Genomic DNA, 22,909 nt, shown 5'->3' on the forward strand with positions numbered 1-22,909 from the left:
GGGTCGGCGCTCGCCCCGGGGTCAGACGATGACGAACGGTGGCTTCGTCGCGAAGCAGTTGGCGATCATGAAGTTTCCCTGCTGCTTCGCTATGTTCTTCATCGCCGTCGTCGTGTTCGCGCCGTTGGAGTAGAACCACCACAGGTAGTTGGTCTCGTACGTCCAGGCACCGTCGTAGGCCCATTCGGAGTCGGCGCCGCTTCCCGCGTAGACCGACCACGGCGGGAAGTTCGCGTTGTGACCCTTGCCTCCCATGTGCCGGGCCTCGTGAAGGAGCGTGGACGCCCGTTCCACGACTACCTGCGCATACCAGAAGTCCTTGTACAGCTCGATCCTGTCGTCGACGAGCGGCCCGTAGATGGCGCGCGCGGTGGCGGTGCCGTCGCCGCAGAGGGCGCGGAGGTCGTCGACGTTCTCCCGAACGTACCGTCGGGCGAAGTTCAGGATCGGGCTGCTGTACGAGTCGTTCTGCCAGTCCGGCGCCGAGTAGGTGAGCGCGTACAGACCGGTGAATGTCCTGGCCAGGGGGAGGTCCGTGTTGTAGGGGTCCTCGTAACCCCATCCGTTCTTCCATGTCGCGGAGGCCGAGGAGTTCTTGAAGCCGTAGCTGTTCCAGAAGAAGTCCACCATCGCCTGACTGGCGATCAGCGGACTGTAGAAGTCGTCGCCGCTCAGAGCTTTGCTCGGTACGGTGGCTCCGCACACTGCCATGTCCAACACTCCAACCTGCGCTGACGGTGGTGCCCACCGCTACCGTGTGATGTCCGGCGGCGCGAGACCGTCCCCGGCACCGGGGTGGTTGACGTGGGTGCCGCCCTCGGGCTGGGGAACGTCCTCGATCCGCAGCCGGCGTGTCTTGAGCAGCTCGCGGTCCTCCGGCGCGGTTGCCTCGCGCAGCCGCTCCTCGTACTCGCCGCCCAGTTCCTGCAACGCCGCGACGGCTGCCGCCTTGACGGTCCGGTTCTCGTGGGCGACCGCGGCCAGGAGGCTCTCGGCGGCGGCGGCCGAACCGTCCGCGGCGAGCCGAGCGAGCCCTTCGACAGCGATCATGCGGATGACTACTTCACGGGCCCGGGTGCTGAAGCCGTGACCGTCGGCACTTCCGCGTTCCGGGGGCAGCCCTGCCGCCACGACGAGCCGCAGAAACTCCTCCAGTGCGCCGTCGCGGAGGTCCGTGGCGACCTGGGCCAGTGCCAGCCGCTCCAGGTACGCGTCTTCCGGCAGTTCCCGTACGGCTTCCGAAAGAGCTCTTGCGACCTCCGTGCCGGGCTGCGAGCGCACCAGGTCGAGTGCCTCCTGGTACGACCTCTCGGCATGCGGTCCCGACGCCGACATGCGGCTGACGGCGAGTCGCAGTGCGTCGGGAATGTCACCGTGCCCGTTGAGGGGAAACTCGTTCCGGCGCCCTCTCGGAGCGAAGGACGGCTCATGCGCGGGGTACGGCTGCCGGAACTGCGGGGGTGGGAATTCTGATCCGCTGCTCGATGCCATTTCGCCCCCTGTCTGGATTTCAACATCGCTATGGGCCAGACCCCCCATACATCAGGCTGACACAGGGGGCGAGACCACGCATCCGAGTGACGCCGCCGAATCCGAGGCCTTCAGGAGGACCACCACGGTGTGAGGGCGGTGAGCCGGCTCAGTACGAGATCGTGCACGCCGTCCCGGACTCGGCCGGCAGCGACGGAAGTTCGACACACGCCCTTGCCTTCACGCCCTTGTCGTCCACCATCGGGCTGTACACGCTGTTCCCGTCCCCGGGCATGACCGTGGTGCTCGTCACCGCCAGCATCGTCCCGTTGTCGTCCTCGCTCCGCACATAGGCCCTGTCGCCCGGCTTCCCGTACCAGAGCTGCGCCCAGGCGGCCCTGCACTGCGCGCTGTACCGCAGCCGGACGATGCGGCCGTCCAGTACGGCGTCACCGATCGTCACGGCGTCGTCGACACAGTGGGTCTCGATGGGATCGAGGTTGAAGCAGGAGCCGGCGTAGCAGGTCGGCGCCGCCTTCGGTGCGGCGTGTGCGGGGGCGGAGACGGCCACGATGGCCACCGTCGTGACCAGTACCGCGGCCAGCGACACCGCCGGACGGCCTGTGCTCATCATGACGTCCTACCTTTCGCGACTGGCTGACCTGATCATTCGTAAGAGAAAAAGGGGGGACGAGAGTCCTGGAGACCGGAAGCCGGAGAAGAGGACGTGCGTCGTGAGGGCCGAAGCAGTCGTTGCCGCCGCCGATTCCACAACACACCGCCTGCCGGGCCCCCGCAACTGGGCTCTTCCAACGTGATCTTTAACCTGGGCGGCGGGGCTTCGGGTTGGTTGAGCTCTTCGTTCGTCGTTTCGCCGGTTGTGTTTTGCGGCGTGTGTGCACGTCGTGGCGGGGTGTGGGCCGGGTGTTCTTTCGGCCCGGTGGCCGTCCGGGGCCGGGGCGGGAGGTTTTCGGTGCTCTGGCCGGGCAAGCGGTTTGTGGGCGGATGTGCCGCAAGTCGCGGCGGACGCGGGCGGGAGTGAGTCTGTCCGGGGAACTGGGTTTCTCCCAGGGCGACGCAGGTCGGCTGCGAGCGTGCGGGCGAGACGGAGTTGTGTGTCGGCGGCGAGGATCAGCCAGGTCCATCGGTCTGCAGCCTCGGGGGTGCGGATCTTCGGGCAGATCCAGCCAAGGGTCTGTTTGAACATGCGGAACGTGTGCTCGATGTCGAAGTGTCGCAGGTATGCCTGCCAGAGGCGGTCGGCGTCCGGCGGGGTGGCGTGGGTGCCTGACCACTCCGAGCGCATGCGGGCCAGCACGTGGACCGACAGGCCCTTCAGCAGCAACTCCAGACGGGACGCGCCATATCCGGCGTCCGCGACAAGGAGGATGTCGGGGTCACCTGCATGCCACTACCAGGCGGTGATCAGTTCGCTCGATGAGGCCGCGTAGCTGACGGGCGGTGACGGTGGCGGCGTGTCCCCGGGTGCCAGACGGAGCGCTCCAGGGGCGCGGTCCATGAGCTGCGACCGGGCTCGAGCGCGCAGACGACTGAGTGACGACTGAGTATGGCCAGCCGGGGGCAGGGATGTGCTGGTCCTTGCCCCGCCCGTAGGTGTGACACAAGATCCGTTCGGGCGAGGTGTGAGCGTCGGGCCTCAACCAGCAGGTGACGCCTCCTGCCGGGCATCGTGATGCAGCAGACTCATCCTCGTGGGCTTCGTGTTGGACGTGTGTGTTCCTTGGTCGGAGCACATGTTCGCCCGAGCCACCCCGGAAGGCTTCGGGGCAGAACCTTGTGGCGTGTCAGATCCGAGGAATCTCCTTCGGGAACACGGCCTCCTCAAGTGGCGTGAGCCAATGGCGAGGAGCACGCTGAAAAGAGGGCGGAACAAGGCTTCGGACCACGCCCGGGGCGCCTTGTCGTCAGGGGTGATGAGCATGACCGACAACATGGTGAAGGGTCAGCAGACCGACCTCAGCTCACTCATGGAGCGCGCTGCGCAGCGCGCTTCGACCATCCCATTCGAAGGATACAGCCGCGAGGACCGGAACATACCGGGGAACATCCTGATCGTCGAGTCGGAGAACTGCGTCTATTCGTTCGCCAACTCCGACATCATGGATCGTGAGCAGCTCGGTGACGACCGGATCCGGATCTGGGTGCGCGAAGGTGCAACGGCCTTCCGGCTTGCGAGGATACGCACCGGTGAGCCCGATCCGTTCACCGTCGCCGTGGAGAGGGGCGCAGACCCTGCGCCGACCGGCTTGGCCGTGAGCGCCGAGCAGATGGAACACATTCCTCCACCACCGGCAGTGGAGCTTCCGGGCGCACCGCGTTCCGCCGACGGCATCGCGCCTGCGGGCGCGGCAGTCAGGGCGTTGCCTTTGATGGCCTCGGTGGGAAGCCAGTGGACGAACAGCTGCCTGGGGGGTGACGCGTACGCCAACAACTGCGCACACTTCCTCTCGGACGCGTTCATCCGCGCGGGATACACGGAACTGGCCGTCGCGAACCCGTTCGTCAACGCCCGCTGCAACACATCCGCGCGTCGACCGATCCGGGCTCGGGACATGTGGGCCTGGTTCCAGTCGAAGGCGGTTCGTACGAGCAGCGTTCTTTCCCCGAACACCGGGTGGTGGGCCGTCTTCCAGCTCAACGAGGCCGTGTACTGGGGAGGGCACGTGGCTCTGCTGGACTCCAATGCGTGGATCTACTACGGGACCGGCTGGTACGGGTCCTGGAACCAGTACCTCTACCAGTGGTGAGACACCGCTGAGTCGCCGGCTGTGGCGGCCTCGCCCACGTCGCCCACCTCCCGACCGCTCCGGAGGGCTCGTGCGATGCTGCGGGCCAGTGGTTGGTTCGTGTGCGACTCGTAGTAGCTGAACGCCGGGCTGGGATTGACCTCGAAACAGTAGGTGTCACCGTCGTCGGCCAGCAGCAAGTCGATGCCGGCGAGGGTGAGGCCGAGCCGGGCGGCCAGAGCAAGGCAGCGTTCGGCCAGTTCGGAGGGCAGCTCCCACGGGGTCAGTTCGACACGCCCGCCGTCCAGTGACGCGTAGCGGTAGTCCACACGGTCGCTGGCGATGCGGGTGGCGAACACCTCACCGGCCACCGTGTGCACCCGCACGTTCGTGCCGGAGACATAGCGCTGGAACTGGACCGGGCATCCGCGGATGAGATCGAGCCTGTCGATGGCCTCCTCGTCGAGCATGTGCACGATGGACCGCACGGAGCTGATCGACTTGTAGATCAACCTGCCGTGCCGGGCCCGGAAGTCGAGGACCAGCTGCGGGTCGTTGGTCACCAGGGTTTCCGGCACCTTGAATCCGGCCCGGCCGATCAGCTGCGCCTGGTAGGGCTTGGAATGGTTGGCCACCGACGGGGCGGCGCGGTTCATCACACAGCCCGGTGCGATCTCCATCCAACTGCTGAGGGCCTCGTGCCAGGCCAGACACAGCCGCAGGGTCCGGTCGTCGGCTCCACGTGTCTGCGGAAGCGTGCGCCAGTCGACCAGGCGGTTGTACATGCCTGTCACCTGCGCGCAGTCGATGAGCCGGCCATGGGCCAGCAGGTGTCCGTGGACCCGGTCCGAAGCGACGGCGAGTTCGAGGGTGATGCCGCCGAACCGCCGTTGGTCGATCACCGCGTGGTCCACTCCTAGCCGGTCGAGAGCGGAACCGACCATGGCGAGCGGTGGATCGCTCGCGACACCGCACAGGACGATCATGTCCTTCGCACCGCCGGTCTGGTGGCGTCGGTGAAGTGACGGAACAGCCTGTCGAGGAGCCGGGGACCGCCGGCCCGCAGATCAGGCCGGGGGGTGGCGCCGGCGAACAACGCCTTCGGCGGCCCGGTGCCTGAGGCCAGACGGAACTCTATGCCCAGCAGAGCGGTGTCGGCGAGGAGGGCCAGTCGTCTGCATCCGTCGGCCAGCTCCGCCACGCCCTCGCTTGCGAAGACATGCTCCCGGAAGACGATGACCGTCCGAGGCGGGGCGGAGACGGCAGATCGGTCGGCGCCGCCGGGCAACGACAGGGGTGTCACCGGCAGTCCTGCGCGGGAAGCGAGCACGGTCCACTCGGCAGGCGACCGCCACGCCCCGGACAGGCCCCGGGCGGAGGGGCGGTTGACCGCCACCGGAGCGACGCAGGCGAGCCAGCTGAGCAGAAGAGCCCCTATTTCGGTCAGCGCATAGTGGGCATCGGCCGAGCTGCCGTCCGCAGAGGCGAGCCCGGCGGGGACCTCGGGCAGACGGTTCAGGACGCCCTTGACGTCCTCGCTCCTCAAGGTACGGCCGTCGGGCAGGGTGATGTCGAAAGCCGCCCGTCCCTCTTCGACGTAGTGCGCACAACGCGGGGCGAGGATCAGCGCTTCCGACGTGACGAGTTCCAGCGGTTGCAGACCTCGCGTCCGCAGCCCCATGTACGCCCACAGCGCCGCGTGGTCGTCGGGTGCGCACAGGACCAGCCACATGGCGGTCACTGATCGTCAGCCGGTGGCGACACGTCCGGCCGGAGCTCCGGGCGGATGAAGTGGACGAGCTGCGCGACACCTTCCTCCAGAGCGGACAGGCGGTCCGAGAGACTGGCCGCGGCCGTGCTGCTGCCGTCGGACAGGAGATCCCTTCCCGCCAGCTCCAGCGGATGACCAGGCTTTTCGATGGAGTCGTCCTTGGCGTCCTTGGTGTCCTTCCTGTCTTTGGTGAACTTGTCGTGCCCCTTGGGCGTGACGGGCCCGGGCTGTGCCGTGCCCGACCGCGTGAGCTTCACGGTCCGGTTCTGGGGGTTCCCCAGGTCGTCGCATCCGATGGCGTAATCCGTAGTGAGGTCCCTGGCGCTGAGTCCGGACGTGACTGCGGCAGCGCTGATCGTCAGACTGGCGCAGGTGTTCGGTGAGACGCGCGGCGGTTCGATGGACTCCAGGGTGAAGCCTCCCCCGAGGTCGCGCTTCGGCTCGTCGCTGATGGTCAGCGGCCCCGTACCGACGTTCTTGACGCTCACCACGACTGACGGCACTGCGTCCCCGAACGGCGCCGACCGAGTGAATTCCCGCTGTTGCAGGAAGACCCGCGGCTGCAGAGTGAACTTCTCCACCGGAGATGCCGCCCACACGAAGCCGAGCGGCTCCCGGTCGTTGTTGCTGACGCGCACTCTCCAGCTACGGCCCAGTTTCATGTGTCCTACCGACACTTTGAAGACGTCGTTCGCTTCGCGCACCCAGGAGGAGACCCCGACCTGGGTGGACGTCTCGTCGAAGATCCGCACTTCCGCCGGAGCCTCCGGCACGGTCGCCATGACCCCCGTGCCCGCCCGGAGCTCTATCGTCGGCGCCGCTCCTCCATGGGACTCACAGCCTGGGCCGATGGCCACGATGCGCAGGAACATGACGGGCGTGTCGCGTGACACCTCGAAGCCGACCTGGCCACTGGTCCCTGCGGGGGGCAGGTCGAGCTGCCCTCCCCCTTGGGGGAACATCTGCGCTGCGGGATGCGATTCGACGGGCATGGCGGTGCTCTTTCCTGTTCCTGTCAGAGCGGAATGACGTCCGCGAAGACAAGACGTCCGGCGTCCTCGCCCGTCGCAGCCGAGCCGGCCGACGGGCGGGTCTCGTACTCCTTGGTGACCACGCGCAGTGGTCGCCCTCCGCTGCTGGGGATGTCCACCGTGTGGCTCTGTCCGAGCGCCGCGGACGTACGGAAGACGGTGACCCAGCCGGTCGAGCCGCTCGCAGGGTCCTGCGCCTGAAGCTCGGTCCTGATGACGTTCGGTGCCGATCCGCCGGGGCCCAGGCCGTCGACGACGACGGCCGCATGTCCCGCCGTCCGCGAGACGGTGAGCCGGCGATGCGGGGGGAGCTGGATCGGCTCGGTCCGCACGGGCGGTGACACGCAGGGCACCCCCGGCATGGTGTGCCGCTGATAGCGGGCGAGGGCGAGCCGGACGAAGGGGAAGTAGGAGGAGGACACGACGGCGGAGAGGTCGATGTCGGCGTACCACCGCTTGCCCTCTGCGTCGGGCTGGACCGGGTACGCCATGGCCTCCAGGGTTCGCCGGGCCTCGGGGAGGTCGACCTGCACGACCGTCGGGGCGGTGATCTGGCCGTGGGTGAGCAGTGCGGGCGGTGCGCCGGTGCTCCACACCGGATCGCGCCCGGCGACGCTGACGTACGGGAGCACGTCGTCCGGCGCGGGGGGAGAGGGCCAGGCGAGCACAACGAGGGCTTCGTCGTCCCCCGTCGCGAACCAGGGCTGGTCGAGGAAGACTCTGAGCCCCCCACCGCGACGCGACCGGATGACCGACTGCGCGCCGCCGGTGGTCTGGGACCAGGCGAACGTCGGTATGGCGTACTGGAGATGCGGTGCGGGCGGCCGGACCGTGCTCGGTATGTCCGTGGGGTCGAGAGTGCCGTGGGCGAGGCAGCCGCCGGAGTCGGCGAGCGCCGGCGGGAAGCAGTCCTGGAAGCGTGAGACAGCCGTCACGGAGTACGTGATCAGGTGATGGCGGGTGTCGCCGATCTCCTGCCGGATACGCGGCAGCCCGGCGAGCAGGGGCTTGTGCGGAACGTCGAACGAGCCGACATGAGCGGTGTGCTTCTGCGGTTCCGGGTGGTCGAGCACGTCGTCCTTGTCCGTCCATGTGGCGTCGACGTCGATGCGTCCCGTGCTCGCCACGTCGATCCCGAGGCTGCCCGTCGTCAGGTCGACGTCGGTGCCTCCGGCCTGGCGCTGGGGCGTCAGCCGGCCCCCGGGGTCAGACAGGGGCCGTTGCACGGCGTGTACCAGGGTGACCTGGCGTGGCGGGGTGACCAGCGGGTTCAGCCCGCGCGCGATGTGCTGCACCCCCGGATCCCCCAGGTCCTGGGCGTTGATGCCCAGCCACCTGGTGATCCCGAAGAGCTGGACGTCGACATCCTTCGGGCAGGAAGGGATGTCGAACGTCACCTGTTCCGCCGGGCCGAGAGCGACCGTCAGAGTGCCGTAGTCGTCGGAGACGCTCACCGTGCAGCCCGCGGTGGCCTCGACCAGGCGCAAGGTCATGGGTCCCAGATCGGGCCACTGGCCCTGCCACAGCCCGATTCCGTTCTCGGGGAGGCCGTCGACCGAACCGGGAGAGCCCGTGTGCGGGTCGATCGGGCGGTCGGCGACGTTCAGCTCGATGTGCGTGCCGGCAGGGTCCGCCAGCCACGGCAGGGTGACGTCCTCCTCGGTGAGGGCGACGTAGGGGGCGCCCCGACCGGAGCGGCCGACCCCTTCGAACACCACGGCGCCGCGGGCGTCGCGCACATCGCGGTCCGCGCGTTCGGCGATCTCGAAGAGGCGGTTCAACTCCGAGGCGGGCGCGTCGGGCCCGAGCGCGGAGTCGAACAGGCCCTCGTGCTGCAAGGCCAGTTCGAGTGAGCACTTGGCCGCCAGGACACGACGCAGGTCGTGGTCGAGACACCCGTGCGCGGCCGCGTAGTCGTGGGCCGAGACGCCGCGATCGCTGCGGATGACCATGCGATCCTGTCGCTCGCCGTCGGCGAACTCGCTCGTGGGCACTATCTCGGGCGGCAGCAGCGGTTCGTAGCGCTGATGGGTGAAACGCTCGGTCTGCTCCTCGCCCGGGCGGACCTCGTCGGAACGGAGCCCTCCGCCGGCGAGATCGACCAGCCGTACGCGCAGCCGGTAGTCGTCCCCGAACCGGAGCCGCGGCAACGACCCTGGATCGCATGCGACCACCACCTCCAAGGGGGCCGCCTTCGGGGCCACCTGAGCCCCGTCACCGGTGTCCACGACCCGTTCAGGCCGAGGTACGACCGTACTCCAGCCGTCCCACCGCAGGACCGCCTGATGGAGGTACAGCGCATCCGCGGACGTGCCCATGGTGACCGGCGCGGGCCGGACCCAGCCCTCGTCGAGCAGCCCGCTGGCAAGGCCTCCGGAGGAGTCGTGCCCGATCTCCAGGGCGCCGATGCGGTACCGGACCCGCCGTCGGCCCAGTGAGAACCACCGGCCGGTCGCGACGTCCTGCACATCCAGGCGGTAACCGCCCAGCAGGGAGTCCGCCCCCAGCGGTGTCCCGAGGAGTCCGTCGGTCGTGCTGCGCTGCTGGGCTCGCTGGAGTTGCCTGGTGTGCTGCGCCTCGCGGTCGCGTTCGACGAGGGCGATGCCCTTCGTGCGCAGCGGGGGCAGCGCTCCGGGGGAACTAGCGGCGCCGACCAGCCGCAGCGCGGCACCGTCCACGTCGAACGGCATGAGTTCGTAGCGCGGATTGTGAGAGGGGGCCTGGCCGGTCCCGGCCAGAGGAAGCATGCCGTTGTCGAAGCCGGTGGACGCCGGGCCCGGAAGCGACGCCGGCACGAAGCGCTTGCCGGTCAGTGTGTAGGCCGTTCTCGGGGACAGGTCGTGCTGAACGGCGTTGGTCCAGTTCGGTGGCGCCTGAGTGTCCGGGACCGGCCAGCGTGGAACGACGCACAGGTCGGTGTCGCCGGCCTGGGCCAGCTCCGAGGCGGGCACGGCCAGGTCCACCAGCAGGGCGAGGGCACGGAGCAGGAGCGGATGGTCGGCGAGGCGGGCGACGGTCTCGTGGAAGTCCGGCTGCGGGGAAGGAGCGGCCGCCGGCTGCGGCGCCGAGGCGTGGCCGGCGAAGTCACGCCGGTAGAAGGCGTACGCGCGGGCGAGGGCGGACTGCCCGGACGCGCCGTCGGCGGAGGGCGGCAGACCGCTGCGCCACACGTCGTCGATGCCACGGAGCGCCTCCAGGAGGTCGGCCCGGTTCCGTGCGGAGAGCCCCTCGTGCGCGAGGTAGGCCCGGCCGGTGGCGGTGTAGACGCTGCGGATCTCCCCGGCCGCCTCCGCCGCGGGGAACGTGCGGACGTCATGCCCGTCGTAGGCGGTCGGCTGGTAGGGCTGCACCGGTGTGGCGTCGTCGAGCAGCGCACGCCAGGCGGACAGCTGGTCCGCCACCGAGAAGTGGATCGTCCGTCCCTCGGGGTCCAGATAGGGCACCTGGTGCGAGGTGAGAAGCCGCCCGGCACGGAAGACGTCGAAGCGGAGCCGGCCCAGACGGTCGGGCCAGCTCTGCATGCCGAAGTCCCGGACCGTCAGCGGCGCTGTGCCGGGCGCCTTCAGACGTGGGGTGAGCAGGACGGAGATCAGGGCCATGGGTTCGGACAGTCCGGGGACGCTCCCGACGCGTCCGGCCGGCAGCGCAGTCCACAGGAACTCTCGTTCCAGGCTGGTGGGCGACATGGGCTCACACCCTCGCGAAGGCCTGGCAGTAGATCTGCCACGGGTAGGAGTGCCCGTCGGGTCCGAGCGCGGCTGCGACCGACCCGTCCGGCGGCCCGCCCGCCGCCGTGTCCAGGGCGGCGGTGTGGGAAGCGGTGAACGTCTTGTGACAGGTGAGCGTGACGGACGTCGACCAGAACGTGAGATCGACGGTGATGACGACCTGCGCCGTTCCGCTCAGCACATTGGTCTGGAAGTCGTAGCTGAGGCTCACCATCAGTTCGACCGAGACCCCCACGAGCCCCAGGACCCGGACGCTGCCGCCGACCCGCAGATATCCGGTGACCTCGATCTCTCCGTCGTCGCGCTTGACGCAGACGACACCGCCGAAGGCATGGACCTCGCCCCGGGCGATACCGAAGTCCATGCTCAGCGAGGCGCCGAACTCGATGCCTCCCACGAACCGGCGCAGACCCTTGCCGGGGGCACCGGCGCTGACGCCGAGTTCCAGGTATCCGCCGCCCCCGAACCCGGAGACCGTGACCAGGAACGGACGCTCCCGCGTGCCGAACGCGAAGTCGAACGTCACCGGCGCGCCGGTCAGTGGAACGGTGAGGTCGGACTCGATGAGGAGGTTCTGGACGGCGAACACCAGCACGCCGATGGAGGGAACGGCGATCCGGTAGGAGGCACGCACCGCTGCCGGCGAGACGTCGACCTGCGGCCCTCCCGACAGCGCCTGCTGTATGGGCTGCGCCAGCGTGTGCAGGAAGCCGAGCTTCCCCGTCAGCTGCGCGTCGGCGAGGTCGAATCTCAAGGCGAGCGAGGAACCCGTACGGGCGCTGAAGTCCACGCTGCGGAAGGCGAGGCGCACCAGGGCCGCCGGTCCGTCCTCGGGGACGATCAGCGTGAAGTCGGTGACCGTTCCCTGCGTGGTCACGTCGGGGTGCCCCTGGACGAGCCGGGAATCCACCGTGAGCTTCACCAGCGATCCCGGGTTGGGATAGAGCGGGGGTACCTTGTTCGACAGGTGTTCCTGCCAGTTCAGTGTCGCCGACGGCCTACTGCCGTCCTGGACCCAGGACAGCTGCGGCTGCATCGTGATCCGGGCGACGATGTCCCGCAACGCGACGACACCGAACAGCTTCGCATCCGCGTCGAAGAGCTGCTGAGGGGTGGGTGTACCGCGGAAGACGGGGCCCGCCGCGCGCGCTATCTGGTTCACCGTCGCGTTCGGCGCGGCCAGCAGTCCGGTGCGCGGCCCCGCCGCCGCGAAGTTCAGCACCTGGGGTTGCAGCAGATCCAGCAGCGCGTCCGGGAGGGTTCCGCCCGATGGCGCGGACACGAACGCGGCGGAGTAGGCCGCCGGCACGCTCGGCAGGGCACCAAGTAGCTGTCGTACCGCCGGCAGACCCACCTGCATCTGTGTCACCTGCGGGTGGAAGCCCACTCCGTTCGGAGACACCGCGATGCCGGTGCCGCCGAAGGTCATCGACTCCACCTCCTGCACCGCGCCCGGAAGCGCGGCCGTGGCCGACTGCATGGCCAGCGGCAGTCTGCGGCCGACGTACACCGACGGCCGTACGCTGTCGTGGCGCTCGGCGACGGCCGGGCCGCGCGCGTACAAGGCGTCTAGGGCCGGGGCACTGGCGGTGCCGCACGCCGAGTCCGGGACGAACAGGAGGGGCATGCTCAGGGTGACGGGTTCGTCGCCGGCCTGCGCCCGCAACAGGAAGTGGACGGGCGAACCCGCGTGCGTCGGCCAGAAGCCCAGGCCTGACTGCCAGCACGGCTCGTCCAGCTCGGTCAGTTCGCGTGGTTCCACGGTGACGACCTGGAACGGGAACCTCCGTTCGTGCGGGCCACCGGCGCCGATGCCGTACGTCCGGGTGGGTTCGGTGACGATCAGCATGTTCCGCCTGCGCAGGCCCGCCACGGCCGGGTCGTGCTGATCGAACTGCCGCTCCGACACCTGGACGTATGCCGCCCGGTGCCCGAAGGGGAACAGGGCACCTGTCTTGAGGATCTCGACGTAGGAGTCCCGCCCCATGACGGCCCGGTGGGTCCAGTCGAGCTCGGGCCAGTGCACGCAAGCCGAGAACCAGGCTCCGTAAGCGCTCAGCATCAGACGGTCGACCGCCACCGGTGTGTCCGGATGGGCGACGCCGGCGGCGGCTATGGGCCCCACCCACTGACCCAGCGGTGTGTCCAGTGTGCTGTCGCCGGGCAGTGCCTCGCGGGGCTGCACGGTCAGCTGTCCGTCACCGCCGGACGCCGAGATCCGGCTGTGCCACAGCTCGGTGATCCCGCCGGTGCTCGTGGCCGGCCGTGAGCGGTGAGCGCACCGGGCCGGGGAACGCAGGGCGAGCACGAGCCGCCAGGGCAGCTCCAGACGGGTCGCCTCCTGCCCCGCCGATCCCTCCCCGACGATCAGCGGCAGCCGCGCCATCGCGTCGAGCAGCCCGTCCGTGGTGAGCGCGATCGGATGCTGGTCGACGGCGAAGTGCAACCGGGAGGCACCGGCCAGCCGAGCCTGGCTCGAGGTGTCCGTACCGAGCACGCTCTCGGCCATGTGTTGAGGAGGGAACTCGACGACGAGTCGTCCGCCGGACGCCCCGGGAACGAGTTCGGTGACTCCGTCGGCCCGTACGTGCTCCTGCAGACCGCTGCTCCGCACGGTCAGCGACACGAGGTCCTCCGGACGCAGCGTGGTGTGGACGCCGGGTGCGTCGTCCCAGAGGCCGACCAACTCCCAGTCGGACCAGATGCGGTCGAAACACCGGTGGACCAGCGCGGTGCCCGCCCACAGGGCGAACACATCGGTACGGCCGTCGGCCGAGGCGACGGCGGCGACCGGAACCTGCCGTCCGTCGCGCGCGGTGAGATCGCCGCCCATGGTCTCCCAGCCCTGTCGTGGCCCGTCGAGGGCGCGGTGCCACAGCTCCGTGGGGCCGGCGGCGAAGAGGTCCCGCTCGGTCGCGGTGAAGGACAGGGCTCCCGGCCCCGAGTGACCGCAGCAGGGTGAGTCCGCCTCGGGGAACCCCTCCAGCTCCTGCCACCGCACGGGTCTGCCGGGTTCGTAGTCCCCCCGCAGGAGTGCATCGTGCTCGGCCGAGGACGCCAGCAGCTCCACACGGTCCGCCGGGAGCCGCACGGCCCGGATGCGCCCGACGGCCCGCGGAACCGTACAGAGCCGCGTCGTTCCCCGCTGCGGGTGCCACCGTACGACGTCGGGCGTGCCGTCACCCTCCACGAAGAAGACGTTCACCGCCTCGGCATCGGCGGCGACGGCCGTGAACGCTGCCACGGGCGGCCGTGCGGTGAGGGATCCGTACAGCGACCAGGGAGCCCAGCTGCCGTTCGACAAGCGCCGGTACCAGAGTTCCCCGCCACCGCCCAGGACGAGCAGCTCCAGGTCGCCGGAGCCGGACGCCGTCGCCGAGAGCCAGTCCCCGTCGGGCACGGTGGACACGGAATCGGGGCGGCCCAGCGGAGACCATGGGCCCCAGGAGCCGTCGAGTGTCGTGTGCCAGACGGAGCCGTCATCCACGCCGACGAAGACATGAAGTGAACCGGTACCGGTCGAACAGGCGGTGAGGGCCTTCACGGCATAGGGGTTCATGGCGACACCGGAACTTTCGACGGTGTTTCCGGAACGGCTTTCCGACAAGTCCCGCACGCCGCCTGACCGGGGGCTCTGCTCCGACTGGGCTTGTCAAGTCCTCTTCCACCATCAGACAGGGGGTGCTTGATGTCAACCGCGCTCTGCCCCATGGCCCTTACTGTGCCGTTCAACGAAATCGGCAGTTCGTGTGGCGTTCAACATTCCCGCCACACAGCCGAAGAAGAGGCTTCAGACGGCCATTCCCTGATTTCCGCTTCGCCGTGCACGACTTGTCGGCACACGGCACGGTGCCCCTATGCCTGTGCCTGTGCCGCTGCCGACGGGCCGCCAGCACCGCGTGCACGATGACCCCGACGAACAGGAACAGCACGCCCTCGTACACCGCCGCGTAGCCGGCGCCCGCCATCAGCCGGACCGAGAAGGCGGCCGCCACGGCGGTGATCACCGAGTCCCGCACCAGCCGTGCCCGGTCGACCGAACGGGCCGGAGTCCAGGTGGAAGATCTGCGCAGCGCGCGATTCAGAAATGCGGGAACGGACTGAGCAGCGGGAGGAGTCGTCGGACGACGTGCGGGATGAGTTCGGCGCCTGGACGAATGAGTCCGAACTGCTGAGGGTTGGTCACAAGTCTCTGTCGAGGCGGTGGCATAGCTCTGCCAGTGCCTTTTGAGCTGCGACGGCTACGGCTGGCTCGGGGTCGTCGAGAGCCGAGCGGATCAGGTTGGCGTGTTCGCTCTCAGCCCTGGCTCCAGGCCCACACCGATGCGGCTCGCACCCGGGCAACGTCGTCTGCCGTCAGCGCTGCCAACAGTTGGACCGATTCGGCCAGTTCTTGGATCGTGGCCAGCTTCGCCGCCGTTTCTCGTTCTCGGCGGTGACAAGGCGTACTCCTCGCGCCGCAACCGCCGCTACCTGCGCAGACGGCAGATCGAGCACACCAGCCCGAGCCGAACAGCCAGCGGGCCGACCGCAAGCGCCGCGGCAGCCAAGGCGGGCGGGGACTCCAGCCGCCGGTTGGGGCTGGTGTTGAACGTAGTGGTTGGTCTCGTGCTCGTGGGGTGGGATGTCTCCGATCGCTGTGTGGAGGCGCTGATCGTTGAACCAGTCGATCCATTCCGAGGTGCCGAGTTCGACGTCGGCGAGGCCGTGCCAGGCTAGACGATCCCGGACCAGGTGGCGACGTAGGTGAATTCGGCCACCCATCGCTCGTTCGGACGGGAGGCGGTGAGGCTTTTCGGCCTTGACCGCTTGATCTCCGCGGCCTCCTCTGAGGTGACGCCAGGTCGTTGGCCTGTGTCGACCTGAGATTCGCGGACCCAGGTCCGCACCGTCTCTGCGGCGCCGATGCCCAGCTTCGCTGCGACCGCCTTCATCGCGGCCACTCGGTCGAGTAGTTGGGGCGGACCTCCGGACCTCCGCGACCATGCGCACCGCGCGCTCAGGAAGCTCGGCAGGGTAAGGCGATGGACGGCCATGACTCGATCCCCTCAGGGAATCGAGCCTCCACCAGACCCGGAACGGTTCGCTGAGCCCCCGTCACGGCCCATGCGCCTCTCGCCATCTGCCACAGCCGGTCCTGCTCCATCTGGGCGCGGCCGTGGCGTCCCGTCGCAAGATCGTCGCCACCCGCGCTGCCCGGACCCGCGGCCCCTCGGCCCCCTCGGCCGCGACGGCGCGCTGCCGCTCACCGCCACCCGCAGCGTGCACACCGTCGGCATGCGCTTCACCAACGAGGTCGCCTACCTCGACAGCCGGCTGCGCGTCACCGGCCGGCACACCCTGCGACCGAACCAGATCCCAGCACCCCGCTCACGCGCCCGCGACGTCCTGGAAGCAGAAGCTGGCGCCCTCGCCCGATGAGGGATCCAATCCGGATGCCAGCCGACCGTCAGCCCTGAATGCTCGGCATCCGACACAGGCCGCGTGCTGTGGCCGAGCGTCGAGTGAATGGCCACGCCCTGACGCCGACTGACCTGCGAGCCCACGTCCCCATCCGCACCGACTGTGACCCGCCCCCACGGTAAGGAGGGCTGGTGCGGACGCTGCTGTCCCGACCCGCGATGTCGAGGACGGCCTCGGCGGTTGACCCGATGCTGCGATCGGGCGGTTCACCGCCCGCCGGGCGGCGTGGCGCGGCCCGGCTCGGCAGGCGGTGGCAGGGCCTGGGGTTGAGTGAGGTTCCTCCCTCGCTCCCTTCCTCAAGGAGCTGTCGTGACCGCCAAGAACAGACTCCCCGCCGGTACCATCCTGCTCTCCGATTCGGACGCTCTCGGCTGCCAGGGTGGGGTGCATTTCGTAGACCCGGGCACGGGCATTCCGGGATTCTTCGCCCTGGGCGGCGACCTCGTGGGAGCCACCGGAATCGCTCTCGAACCCGACGACAACGTCTTGGTGACCAAGGACCGACCCCATCCCGGCACCGGCACGCTGCTGCGGCTCTCCCGGTCCGACGGAAAGACGGCGCAGACCACGGTGTCGTCCGAGGGAAACTTCGTCACCCCGATCGCCGTTGCCGTGGAGAACGACGGCAACATCCTCGTGGCCGACCTCTTCTCCAAAGGCCCGGGCGCCGTCATCAGAGTCAACCCCGTCACCGGGGAGCAGACCGTCCTGTCGATGAGTGACGCCACGGTCGATCCTCTGCGTCCCTGCGGGCTGTGCGTGGCCGCCGACGGCACCATCGTGCTGGTGGAGCAAGCCGGCCCCATCCCGGAGCCCCCCGCACCTCGAGTGGTCCGGATCGACCCGGTCAGCGGCGCGCGCACGGTGATCTCGTCCGGCGGCAAGCTCGTCAGCCCCGTGGACGTGGCGATCGACCACGCCGGCAACATCCTGGTCGTCGACGCCAACGCGTTCGAGGACTTCAGCGGCGGGGTGATCAAGGTGGATCCGGTGAGCGGGGCGCAGACCGTCATGGCCTCCGGTGGCAGTTTCGACAGCCCTGCCGCGATCGCCGTCGAGGCCGACGGCAACCTGCTGATCACCGACAACAATGCCCTGACCAGGGAGTCCACCCTGTTCCGCGTGAACGCGGCTACCGGCGACCAGCACGTCCTCGCATCAGGCCCGCCCTTCCGGGCCCTCACCGGCGTCAGGGTCGTCCCCACCCCCTGAGCTCCCCCACTCGACCGGTTACCCGTTCCAAAGAAGCGAGGGGCTGGACCGCACCAAGGCCAAGGCCGGCATGCCCGCGCAGCCACTGGCGCGGACACGACGACGGCCGACGGTGCCCGTCAAGCCTGCGGGTTCCCCAGCCGGTCGGGCGCCCCCGCATCACGCCGGAAGTGGTGCTGGCAGACAAGGCGTACTCCTCGCGGGGCATCCGCGATCACCTGCGGTGGCGGGGCATCCGGGCGGTGATTCACCAGCCTGGGGGCCAGGCCGCCCACCGCAAGCGCCGTGGACGGGCCGGAGGCAGACCACCCTCCTTCGGCCGCGACGCCTACAAGCAGCGTGACACCGTCGAGCGCTGCATCAACCGCCTCAAGCAATGGCGCGGCCTGGCCACCCGCTACGACCAGACCGCCGCCGTCTGCCTCGCCGCACTCCACATCGCAGGCATCTTCATCTGGTCAGCCACATGATCCGAAAGAAGCGACCTGGCTCAACCGGACGGTGTGGCCGAGGACCACACGCCGAACCACTGCTCGGCGCCGTACTCCGCAAACCGCTCCACCTCGGTGAACCCCAGCTTCGCCGCGAGGCGCATCGAGCGGACGTTGGCGGTCTGGGTGCAGAGCACCACCGGCTCGCTGGGAAGCGCGCCGGCGAACCACTCGAGTGCCGCTGCGCACGCCTCGACGGCGTACCCGCATCCCCACGCCTCCGGCAGGAACATGTAACCGAGCTCGGCTTCCCCAGCAGCCTGACGGACGTGACCCGGACGCTCTGCAGCGCGCCGATCGAACGTGATCATGCCGATCATCGCTCCGTCGAGATCGATCACGAAAAGGCCAGGGCGCCGCCCGGGCACCTCAGGCACCGCGCGATCGAGCTCATCACTCGGTCGAGGGCCACCGATGTAGGTGCCCACCTCTGGCGATGCGAACAACTCGATGAACGCCGCACGGTCTCGGGCCTCGGACTCACGGAGCACGACCCGTTCGGTCCTTATCGGGGCAGGTGGCCAGGCGACGGGTCCGAGTCCAGTCATGGCGGGCAACCTATCGCACGCCTGTGAGAGTGATCCGAAAGAGAAGGCACAGGTTTGCGCGAGTGCGGCGGAGACCGACGGGTCAGTCCGTGCCAGTCCGGCCGCGGTTCGGGAATCCCGATGGAGCGCGGGTAGCCCTGGCCCTGCGCCTGTCAGCGGCCTGCCGTGAAGTCGCCCGCATCCGGAATCCGATTGCTCCTCAGCGGCCAGCTGCGCATCCTGCTGGGATGCGCTTCTCCATCAACATCCCCAACTTTGGCGCCTTCGCCGATCCCCGCAACGTCGCGACGGTGGCAGCTGCCGCCGAACAGGCAGGCTGGGACGGGCTCTTCGTCTGGGACCACGTACTGCACCGACAGCACCAGGGGCGTCCTTTCGGAGATCCCTGGATGCTGCTGACCGCGGCCGCGCTGGCGACCTCCCGGATCCGACTCGGCACCCTGCTGACGCCGGTCCCCCGCTACCGTCCGCAACAACTCGCCCGCCAAGTGGCCACACTGGACCACCTCAGCGGCGGCCGGGTGATCTTCTCCGCCGGCCTGGGCGGTCCGATCGAGGACGAATACCACAGTTTCGGCGACGCCGCCCAGCCACGCCTCCTCGCCGAGCGGCTGGACGAGGGACTGGAACTGTTGAGGCGCTTCTGGTCCGGCGAGCCGGTGAACCACCACGGCCAGCACTACGAGGTCCGGAACGTGACGCTGCTGCCCGCCACCGCGCAGCGGCCCGGTCCGCCGGTGTGGATCGGCGGGTTCTGGCCGCGTCGAGCGCCCATGCGGCGGGCAGCGCGGTGGGACGGCGCGGTGCCGCTCTTCGAGACGGCTCGGCATGGGCATGTGCCGGATGTGGCGGAGGTACGGGATCTGGTCGGCTATATCCGCAAGCACCGTGCGGCCGGGGCCGAGCGCTCCTTCGAATTCGTGCTCGGCGGTGCCACGTCCCCGGACGCGGCCAAAGCCAGGGACGTGATCGGTCCGCTGTACGACGCCGGCGCCACCTGGTGGGACGAGCGACAGGTCCAGACCGGACCCGACCTGGACAGCCTGCACCCAGTGCTGCGCCGCATCGAGGCAGGGCCGCCGGTGGTCTGATTGGCCGTTCGACGGTGTGCCAGATGCGGTCGACATCCCCTTGGCCATCGTGACCCGAGGGTGGGGAAACAGGTGAGGTTGATCATTCAGATCGTGGGAAATACGTGCCCGCCGACCGCCGGAGTGTCGATGGGGCGTTCGTGGGCGGTGGTTCAGGCCTCGGGCTTCTCGTGGTCCCGGCGTTGTCGGGGGGCACGACGGCGGGCCAAACAGGCGGCGGAGTCGACGTCGCGCGTAGCCAGACCTGTGGCGATCGCGTCCTCGTAACCGCAGGGAAGGCCATCGCGGCGGCCGCAGTCCGTCGGAGCTGCTCAGTGTGGAGGACTGGATGACAGTGATCTCCACCGGCGATCGCATGACGGCATACGGCTCCGCCGGTTTCGCTGTGCCTCCCCCGCAAGGAGCGACACGAGAGGTGAAGGGACAAATAACATGACGACGTGGGGGCTGGTCATCGAAACGACCGTGGGCGTTGGGGAACGCAAGCACACCGAGGCACACGTGGTGGCTCACATCACCGGACTGCGTGAGGAGGCACTCGCAGAGCTGGAACGGCGGGCACGAAGCCACTCACCCGAGCACCCGAGAAGCCCCAAGCGCCGTCGGCTCCTGCGACAGAACGACGGGTTCCTTCTCGTCATCGACGGGGCATGGCAGTCGTTCGTCACTCGGTTCAAGGTGGCGGAGCTGCTGGAGGACTCTGACGCGCCCGCCGTCCCAGAACCTGTGGCGGAGGCATCGACCGTGCCTGATGCTGCACCGGCCCAGCCGGTGGAGCAACAAATCGAGCGGTACCCGGACGGGGTGCCTGTCAGGCCGGCGTGGCTGGGACGAGACGACCTGCCATGAGTACGTACGCCGACGGCGCGAGGCATCAACGTCCCCTGGATAACGGAAGTCACCGCCGCGACACCAACAGGATGGGCAGGCAATCAGCGGCTGAGCAACGTATCACCACGTCGTTGCCGTTGCGCCGGTCACGGACCACCGGCGCAACCAGTCTCCGGTCTCTCCCATCGCTACAGAAGCGCAGCGGAAGCCGCGCGACCCCTTCTCGGTGATCATCAGGGCGTGCTCGACGAGGTGGAAGAGGCAGAGCGCCGCTCCCCCGAGGGGCACGCCGCGTGATGGAGCTGTACATCGACGTCCCCTGGATCCTGCGGGTCGCCGAGCTCGCGGGTGCTGGGGACGCCACCTCGGCGACTACGGAGTGCCTGTAGCAGCAGTCGCCTGCCACCGGGCCACTTCGACCGCCGACAGGCCCCCTGCCCCAGGGCCAGGTCAGCAAGGGACGGCACTGCCCCTACCCGACCTCCTCGCCCCACGACGGCGTCGCTGATCGTGGCGAGGTTCACCAAGGGCCATTGCAGCCGTGTCCGGTCCGCACTAGGTGCACAACCTCCCGTGAAAATGCCCGGAACGGAGGCTTTCCCCCGCGGGAACTCCGCGACCTGCAAGTTCGTGTCCGCGCCGAGCAGCAGACGCCCGATTGGCAGGCCCGGTGTGCGGTCGGCTCCGGAGTGAGGGCACCGTCAACGAGTTTGCTCACGGACATGGCATGCGCCGCTGCCGCTACCGCGGCCGACCCAAAGTGCACCTGCAGCACATCTTCACGGCCATCGCCGTGAACATCGAGCACCTCAGCGGCCTGCCGCCGACCGGAGAATTGCCGCGTCCCCGGCCGCCAACCACCTTCCAGAATTTCCTGGACCAGCACGAGATCCTCCGGCTCGGTCCTGGCGGGCCGTCAGCGATTGACAAGATCCCCGACAGAGTCAAGCGCGCTTGTTTCTGATGTGGCCATGTCGCGGCGGCAGGCGGAGGCCCTCGCGGACTGTGCACCGGCCGTCGGGCGGCTCACTGCTGACCGGCACCTGGGCTGGGCACGGTCAGTCTGTCTTCCTCGCAGGGGGTGTACCGGTCTGTGTGGGCACGCTGGTCGGACTAGGGGCTTCGGGAGGGGTACCAGACGGCTCGCCTCGATAGCACGACCGGTCGCTCTTGTCCGCGGGGTTTGCCGGCCAGTCTTTCCGGATTGGCAGGAAGTAGCCGGGGTAGGCCTTGATCTGCGCGACGCCCTTGGCAGTCAGAGTGAGACACCAGCGGACCGTCAGCGGTCGAGAGTCCGTCGCCCGACGCACTGTCAGGGTTGCGCGGTAGGTGCCGGGCGTGAACAACCAGTTGTCCGCGCGGAAGGACATGTTGGACACCGACGGCTTGTCCCTGGTCACCAGGAATGGTGAGGAGTCGTTCTCCTCGATGAAGCCGTACTGGTCCGTGGTCACGTCCCCCTGCCAGCGTCCGCTTGCGTACCACAGGAAGTCGGCCTGTCCGCCGGGCTGCTTTGCCGACCCCTCGCGCCGCATCTGCATGGCGAGCCCGGTGACCGTCTCTGCCCGCTGGCTCTCGCCCAGGACAGCGATGACCGGCTGCATGAGGATCTTCGAGTAGGTGCCCTTGCTGTCGACAGCGAGGCGGGTCATGTCCGGCATCACCACGGTGATGCCCGGGGCGGAACGCACGGCGATGAAGCTGTACACGGAGATGACCAGGGCGGTCAGAGAAGCCACCAGGGGCACCCACGTGACGGCAGTCTCCACGTACTTGCCCGTTCTTCGCCTTGTGCGTGGTCCCGCCTCCTCAGCCTGTGACCGGGGGACGTGTGCGTGCTGCTCGTCCGACACCGAGACCTCCCGCCCACGCTGCGCCGGCCAGAACAATCAAATGATCAACCCGCCACGAAGAAGGCCGCCACGCAGGTGGTCCGACCCGCTGCTCCATTTGGCTGCGGCCCTGGCCGTGTGAACAGGCAGGCGGAGGCGCCGCGTGCGAGTGTCGTTGCGTAATCGCGCCCCCTAGCCAAGCACTTCTGAGGGGCAAGTACGGCGAGGGCCTGAGGAGGGTTCCCGATGGAGATGCCTGTCGTGCGGGAATGCGCGGTAGAGGACTGCGCGTACAACAGGGATCACGCTTGCCATGCGCTGGCCATTACCGTGGGGGATGTTCACCACGCGCACTGCGACACCTTCTTCACCGCCTCCACGAAGGGCGGAGACCCGGCGGCGACCGGACGTGTCGGCGCCTGCAAGGTGTCCGACTGCACGCACAACCAGCAGTTCGAGTGTCGTGCTCCCGGGATCACCGTGGGCTACGTCGAGAACGAGGTGGACTGCATGACCTATGAGCCTGCCTGAGCCTGCCGTCATGACACGGTGCCTGCGCTACGGTCGGCGTGGATCAAGGGACGGTCCCGCACCGCGGACGAGACCTCGCCCGAGGATGCGGCGGAGAGCCGGGAGGAGATCTCGCCCGAGGAACGTGCGGCTCTGCTCGTCGAAGTCCTCGATGACCCTGCGG

At 68.9% G+C, this 22,909-nt stretch carries 19 protein-coding genes and 3 pseudogenes; 8 read left to right on the forward strand and 14 right to left on the reverse strand.

Annotated elements, in window-relative coordinates; all coding sequences use genetic code 11:
* Positions 1–21: 21 nt before the first annotated feature.
* The 4 genes and pseudogenes from ACWC5O_RS31005 to ACWC5O_RS31020 form a co-directional block, all read right to left on the reverse strand.
* On the reverse strand, positions 22–711 hold the full coding sequence (locus ACWC5O_RS31005; RefSeq protein ID WP_450588047.1) for a hypothetical protein: 690 nt from the start codon (positions 709–711) through the stop codon (positions 22–24).
* 39 nt (positions 712–750) lie between these two features.
* Complete coding sequence (locus tag ACWC5O_RS31010) at positions 751–1,335, reverse strand: hypothetical protein (protein ID WP_450588049.1); 585 nt, start codon at positions 1,333–1,335, stop codon at positions 751–753.
* Positions 1,336–1,639: 304 nt separating this feature from the next.
* Entirely contained in the window at positions 1,640–2,104 is a 465-nt protein-coding gene (locus tag ACWC5O_RS31015) for a YjfA family protein (RefSeq protein WP_450588051.1), read from the reverse strand.
* A gap of 187 nt (positions 2,105–2,291) precedes the next feature.
* Positions 2,292–3,143, reverse strand: a pseudogene (locus ACWC5O_RS31020) (transposase); the annotation flags it as partial.
* 267 nt (positions 3,144–3,410) lie between these two features.
* On the opposite strand from ACWC5O_RS31020, the gene ACWC5O_RS31025 reads away from it, so the two are divergent.
* Positions 3,411–4,238 carry a hypothetical protein gene (locus tag ACWC5O_RS31025; RefSeq protein WP_450588053.1) on the forward strand — a complete coding sequence of 276 codons (828 nt, stop codon included), beginning with the start codon at positions 3,411–3,413 and terminating at the stop codon, positions 4,236–4,238.
* Here ACWC5O_RS31025 and ACWC5O_RS31030 read toward each other — a convergent pair.
* The 8 genes and pseudogenes from ACWC5O_RS31030 to ACWC5O_RS31065 all read right to left on the reverse strand — a co-directional run bounded on the left by ACWC5O_RS31030 (position 4,226) and on the right by ACWC5O_RS31065 (position 15,690).
* The gene (locus tag ACWC5O_RS31030) at positions 4,226–5,203 is read right to left on the reverse strand and encodes an ATP-grasp domain-containing protein (protein WP_450588055.1); all 978 of its coding nucleotides are present in this window, start codon (positions 5,201–5,203) and stop codon (positions 4,226–4,228) included. The two genes, ACWC5O_RS31025 and ACWC5O_RS31030, sit on opposite strands and share 13 nt — an antisense overlap.
* Positions 5,200–5,949 carry a hypothetical protein gene (locus tag ACWC5O_RS31035; protein WP_450588258.1) on the reverse strand — a complete coding sequence of 250 codons (750 nt, stop codon included), beginning with the start codon at positions 5,947–5,949 and terminating at the stop codon, positions 5,200–5,202. Before ACWC5O_RS31035 ends, ACWC5O_RS31030 begins: the two co-directional genes overlap by 4 nt.
* Positions 5,950–5,954: 5 nt before the next feature.
* Positions 5,955–6,860, reverse strand: a complete 906-nt coding sequence (locus ACWC5O_RS31040) for a hypothetical protein (RefSeq protein WP_450781119.1) — start codon at positions 6,858–6,860, stop codon at positions 5,955–5,957.
* A gap of 143 nt (positions 6,861–7,003) precedes the next feature.
* The gene (locus ACWC5O_RS31045) at positions 7,004–10,705 is read right to left on the reverse strand and encodes a hypothetical protein (protein WP_450588059.1); all 3,702 of its coding nucleotides are present in this window, start codon (positions 10,703–10,705) and stop codon (positions 7,004–7,006) included.
* Between the two features lie 4 nt (positions 10,706–10,709).
* Complete coding sequence (locus ACWC5O_RS31050; RefSeq protein WP_450588061.1) at positions 10,710–14,306, reverse strand: hypothetical protein; 3,597 nt, start codon at positions 14,304–14,306, stop codon at positions 10,710–10,712.
* Between the two features lie 313 nt (positions 14,307–14,619).
* Positions 14,620–14,821: pseudogene (locus ACWC5O_RS31055) on the reverse strand (amino acid permease); the annotation flags it as partial.
* A 282-nt stretch (positions 14,822–15,103) separates the two neighbouring features.
* Complete coding sequence (locus ACWC5O_RS31060; RefSeq protein ID WP_450588062.1) at positions 15,104–15,511, reverse strand: integrase core domain-containing protein; 408 nt, start codon at positions 15,509–15,511, stop codon at positions 15,104–15,106.
* Entirely contained in the window at positions 15,463–15,690 is a 228-nt protein-coding gene (locus tag ACWC5O_RS31065) for a hypothetical protein (protein WP_450588269.1), read from the reverse strand. Before ACWC5O_RS31065 ends, ACWC5O_RS31060 begins: the two co-directional genes overlap by 49 nt.
* A 334-nt stretch (positions 15,691–16,024) precedes the next feature.
* On the opposite strand from ACWC5O_RS31065, the gene ACWC5O_RS31070 reads away from it, so the two are divergent.
* The 3 genes and pseudogenes from ACWC5O_RS31070 to ACWC5O_RS31080 form a co-directional block, all read left to right on the forward strand.
* The gene (locus tag ACWC5O_RS31070; RefSeq protein ID WP_450588064.1) at positions 16,025–16,168 is read left to right on the forward strand and encodes a hypothetical protein; all 144 of its coding nucleotides are present in this window, start codon (positions 16,025–16,027) and stop codon (positions 16,166–16,168) included.
* Between the two features lie 351 nt (positions 16,169–16,519).
* Positions 16,520–17,422, forward strand: a complete 903-nt coding sequence (locus ACWC5O_RS31075) for a Vgb family protein (RefSeq protein ID WP_450588066.1) — start codon at positions 16,520–16,522, stop codon at positions 17,420–17,422.
* 125 nt (positions 17,423–17,547) lie between these two features.
* Positions 17,548–17,892, forward strand: a pseudogene (locus ACWC5O_RS31080) (transposase); the annotation flags it as partial.
* Positions 17,893–17,912: 20 nt separating this feature from the next.
* Here ACWC5O_RS31080 and ACWC5O_RS31085 read toward each other — a convergent pair.
* Positions 17,913–18,461 (reverse strand): GNAT family N-acetyltransferase, encoded by a 549-nt coding sequence (locus tag ACWC5O_RS31085; protein ID WP_450588068.1) that lies wholly within the window; start codon positions 18,459–18,461, stop codon positions 17,913–17,915.
* Between the two features lie 227 nt (positions 18,462–18,688).
* On the opposite strand from ACWC5O_RS31085, the gene ACWC5O_RS31090 reads away from it, so the two are divergent.
* The 3 genes from ACWC5O_RS31090 (at position 18,689) to ACWC5O_RS31100 (ending at position 21,347) form a co-directional block, all read left to right on the forward strand.
* Positions 18,689–19,552, forward strand: coding sequence for an LLM class flavin-dependent oxidoreductase (locus ACWC5O_RS31090; protein WP_450588070.1), 864 nt, complete (start codon positions 18,689–18,691; stop codon positions 19,550–19,552).
* 432 nt (positions 19,553–19,984) lie between these two features.
* Positions 19,985–20,401 carry a hypothetical protein gene (locus ACWC5O_RS31095; protein WP_450588072.1) on the forward strand — a complete coding sequence of 139 codons (417 nt, stop codon included), beginning with the start codon at positions 19,985–19,987 and terminating at the stop codon, positions 20,399–20,401.
* 709 nt (positions 20,402–21,110) lie between these two features.
* Complete coding sequence (locus ACWC5O_RS31100; RefSeq protein WP_450588074.1) at positions 21,111–21,347, forward strand: hypothetical protein; 237 nt, start codon at positions 21,111–21,113, stop codon at positions 21,345–21,347.
* Positions 21,348–21,441: 94 nt separating this feature from the next.
* Here the strand turns inward: ACWC5O_RS31100 and ACWC5O_RS31105 are convergent, their stop codons facing one another.
* Positions 21,442–22,152 carry a hypothetical protein gene (locus tag ACWC5O_RS31105; protein ID WP_450588076.1) on the reverse strand — a complete coding sequence of 237 codons (711 nt, stop codon included), beginning with the start codon at positions 22,150–22,152 and terminating at the stop codon, positions 21,442–21,444.
* 309 nt (positions 22,153–22,461) lie between these two features.
* Between ACWC5O_RS31105 and ACWC5O_RS31110 the strand changes: the two genes are divergently transcribed.
* Positions 22,462–22,746 carry a DUF1540 domain-containing protein gene (locus ACWC5O_RS31110; protein WP_450588077.1) on the forward strand — a complete coding sequence of 95 codons (285 nt, stop codon included), beginning with the start codon at positions 22,462–22,464 and terminating at the stop codon, positions 22,744–22,746.
* Positions 22,747–22,909 lie beyond the last annotated feature (163 nt).

It is taken from the genome of Streptomyces sp. NPDC001450 (assembly GCF_053597295.1).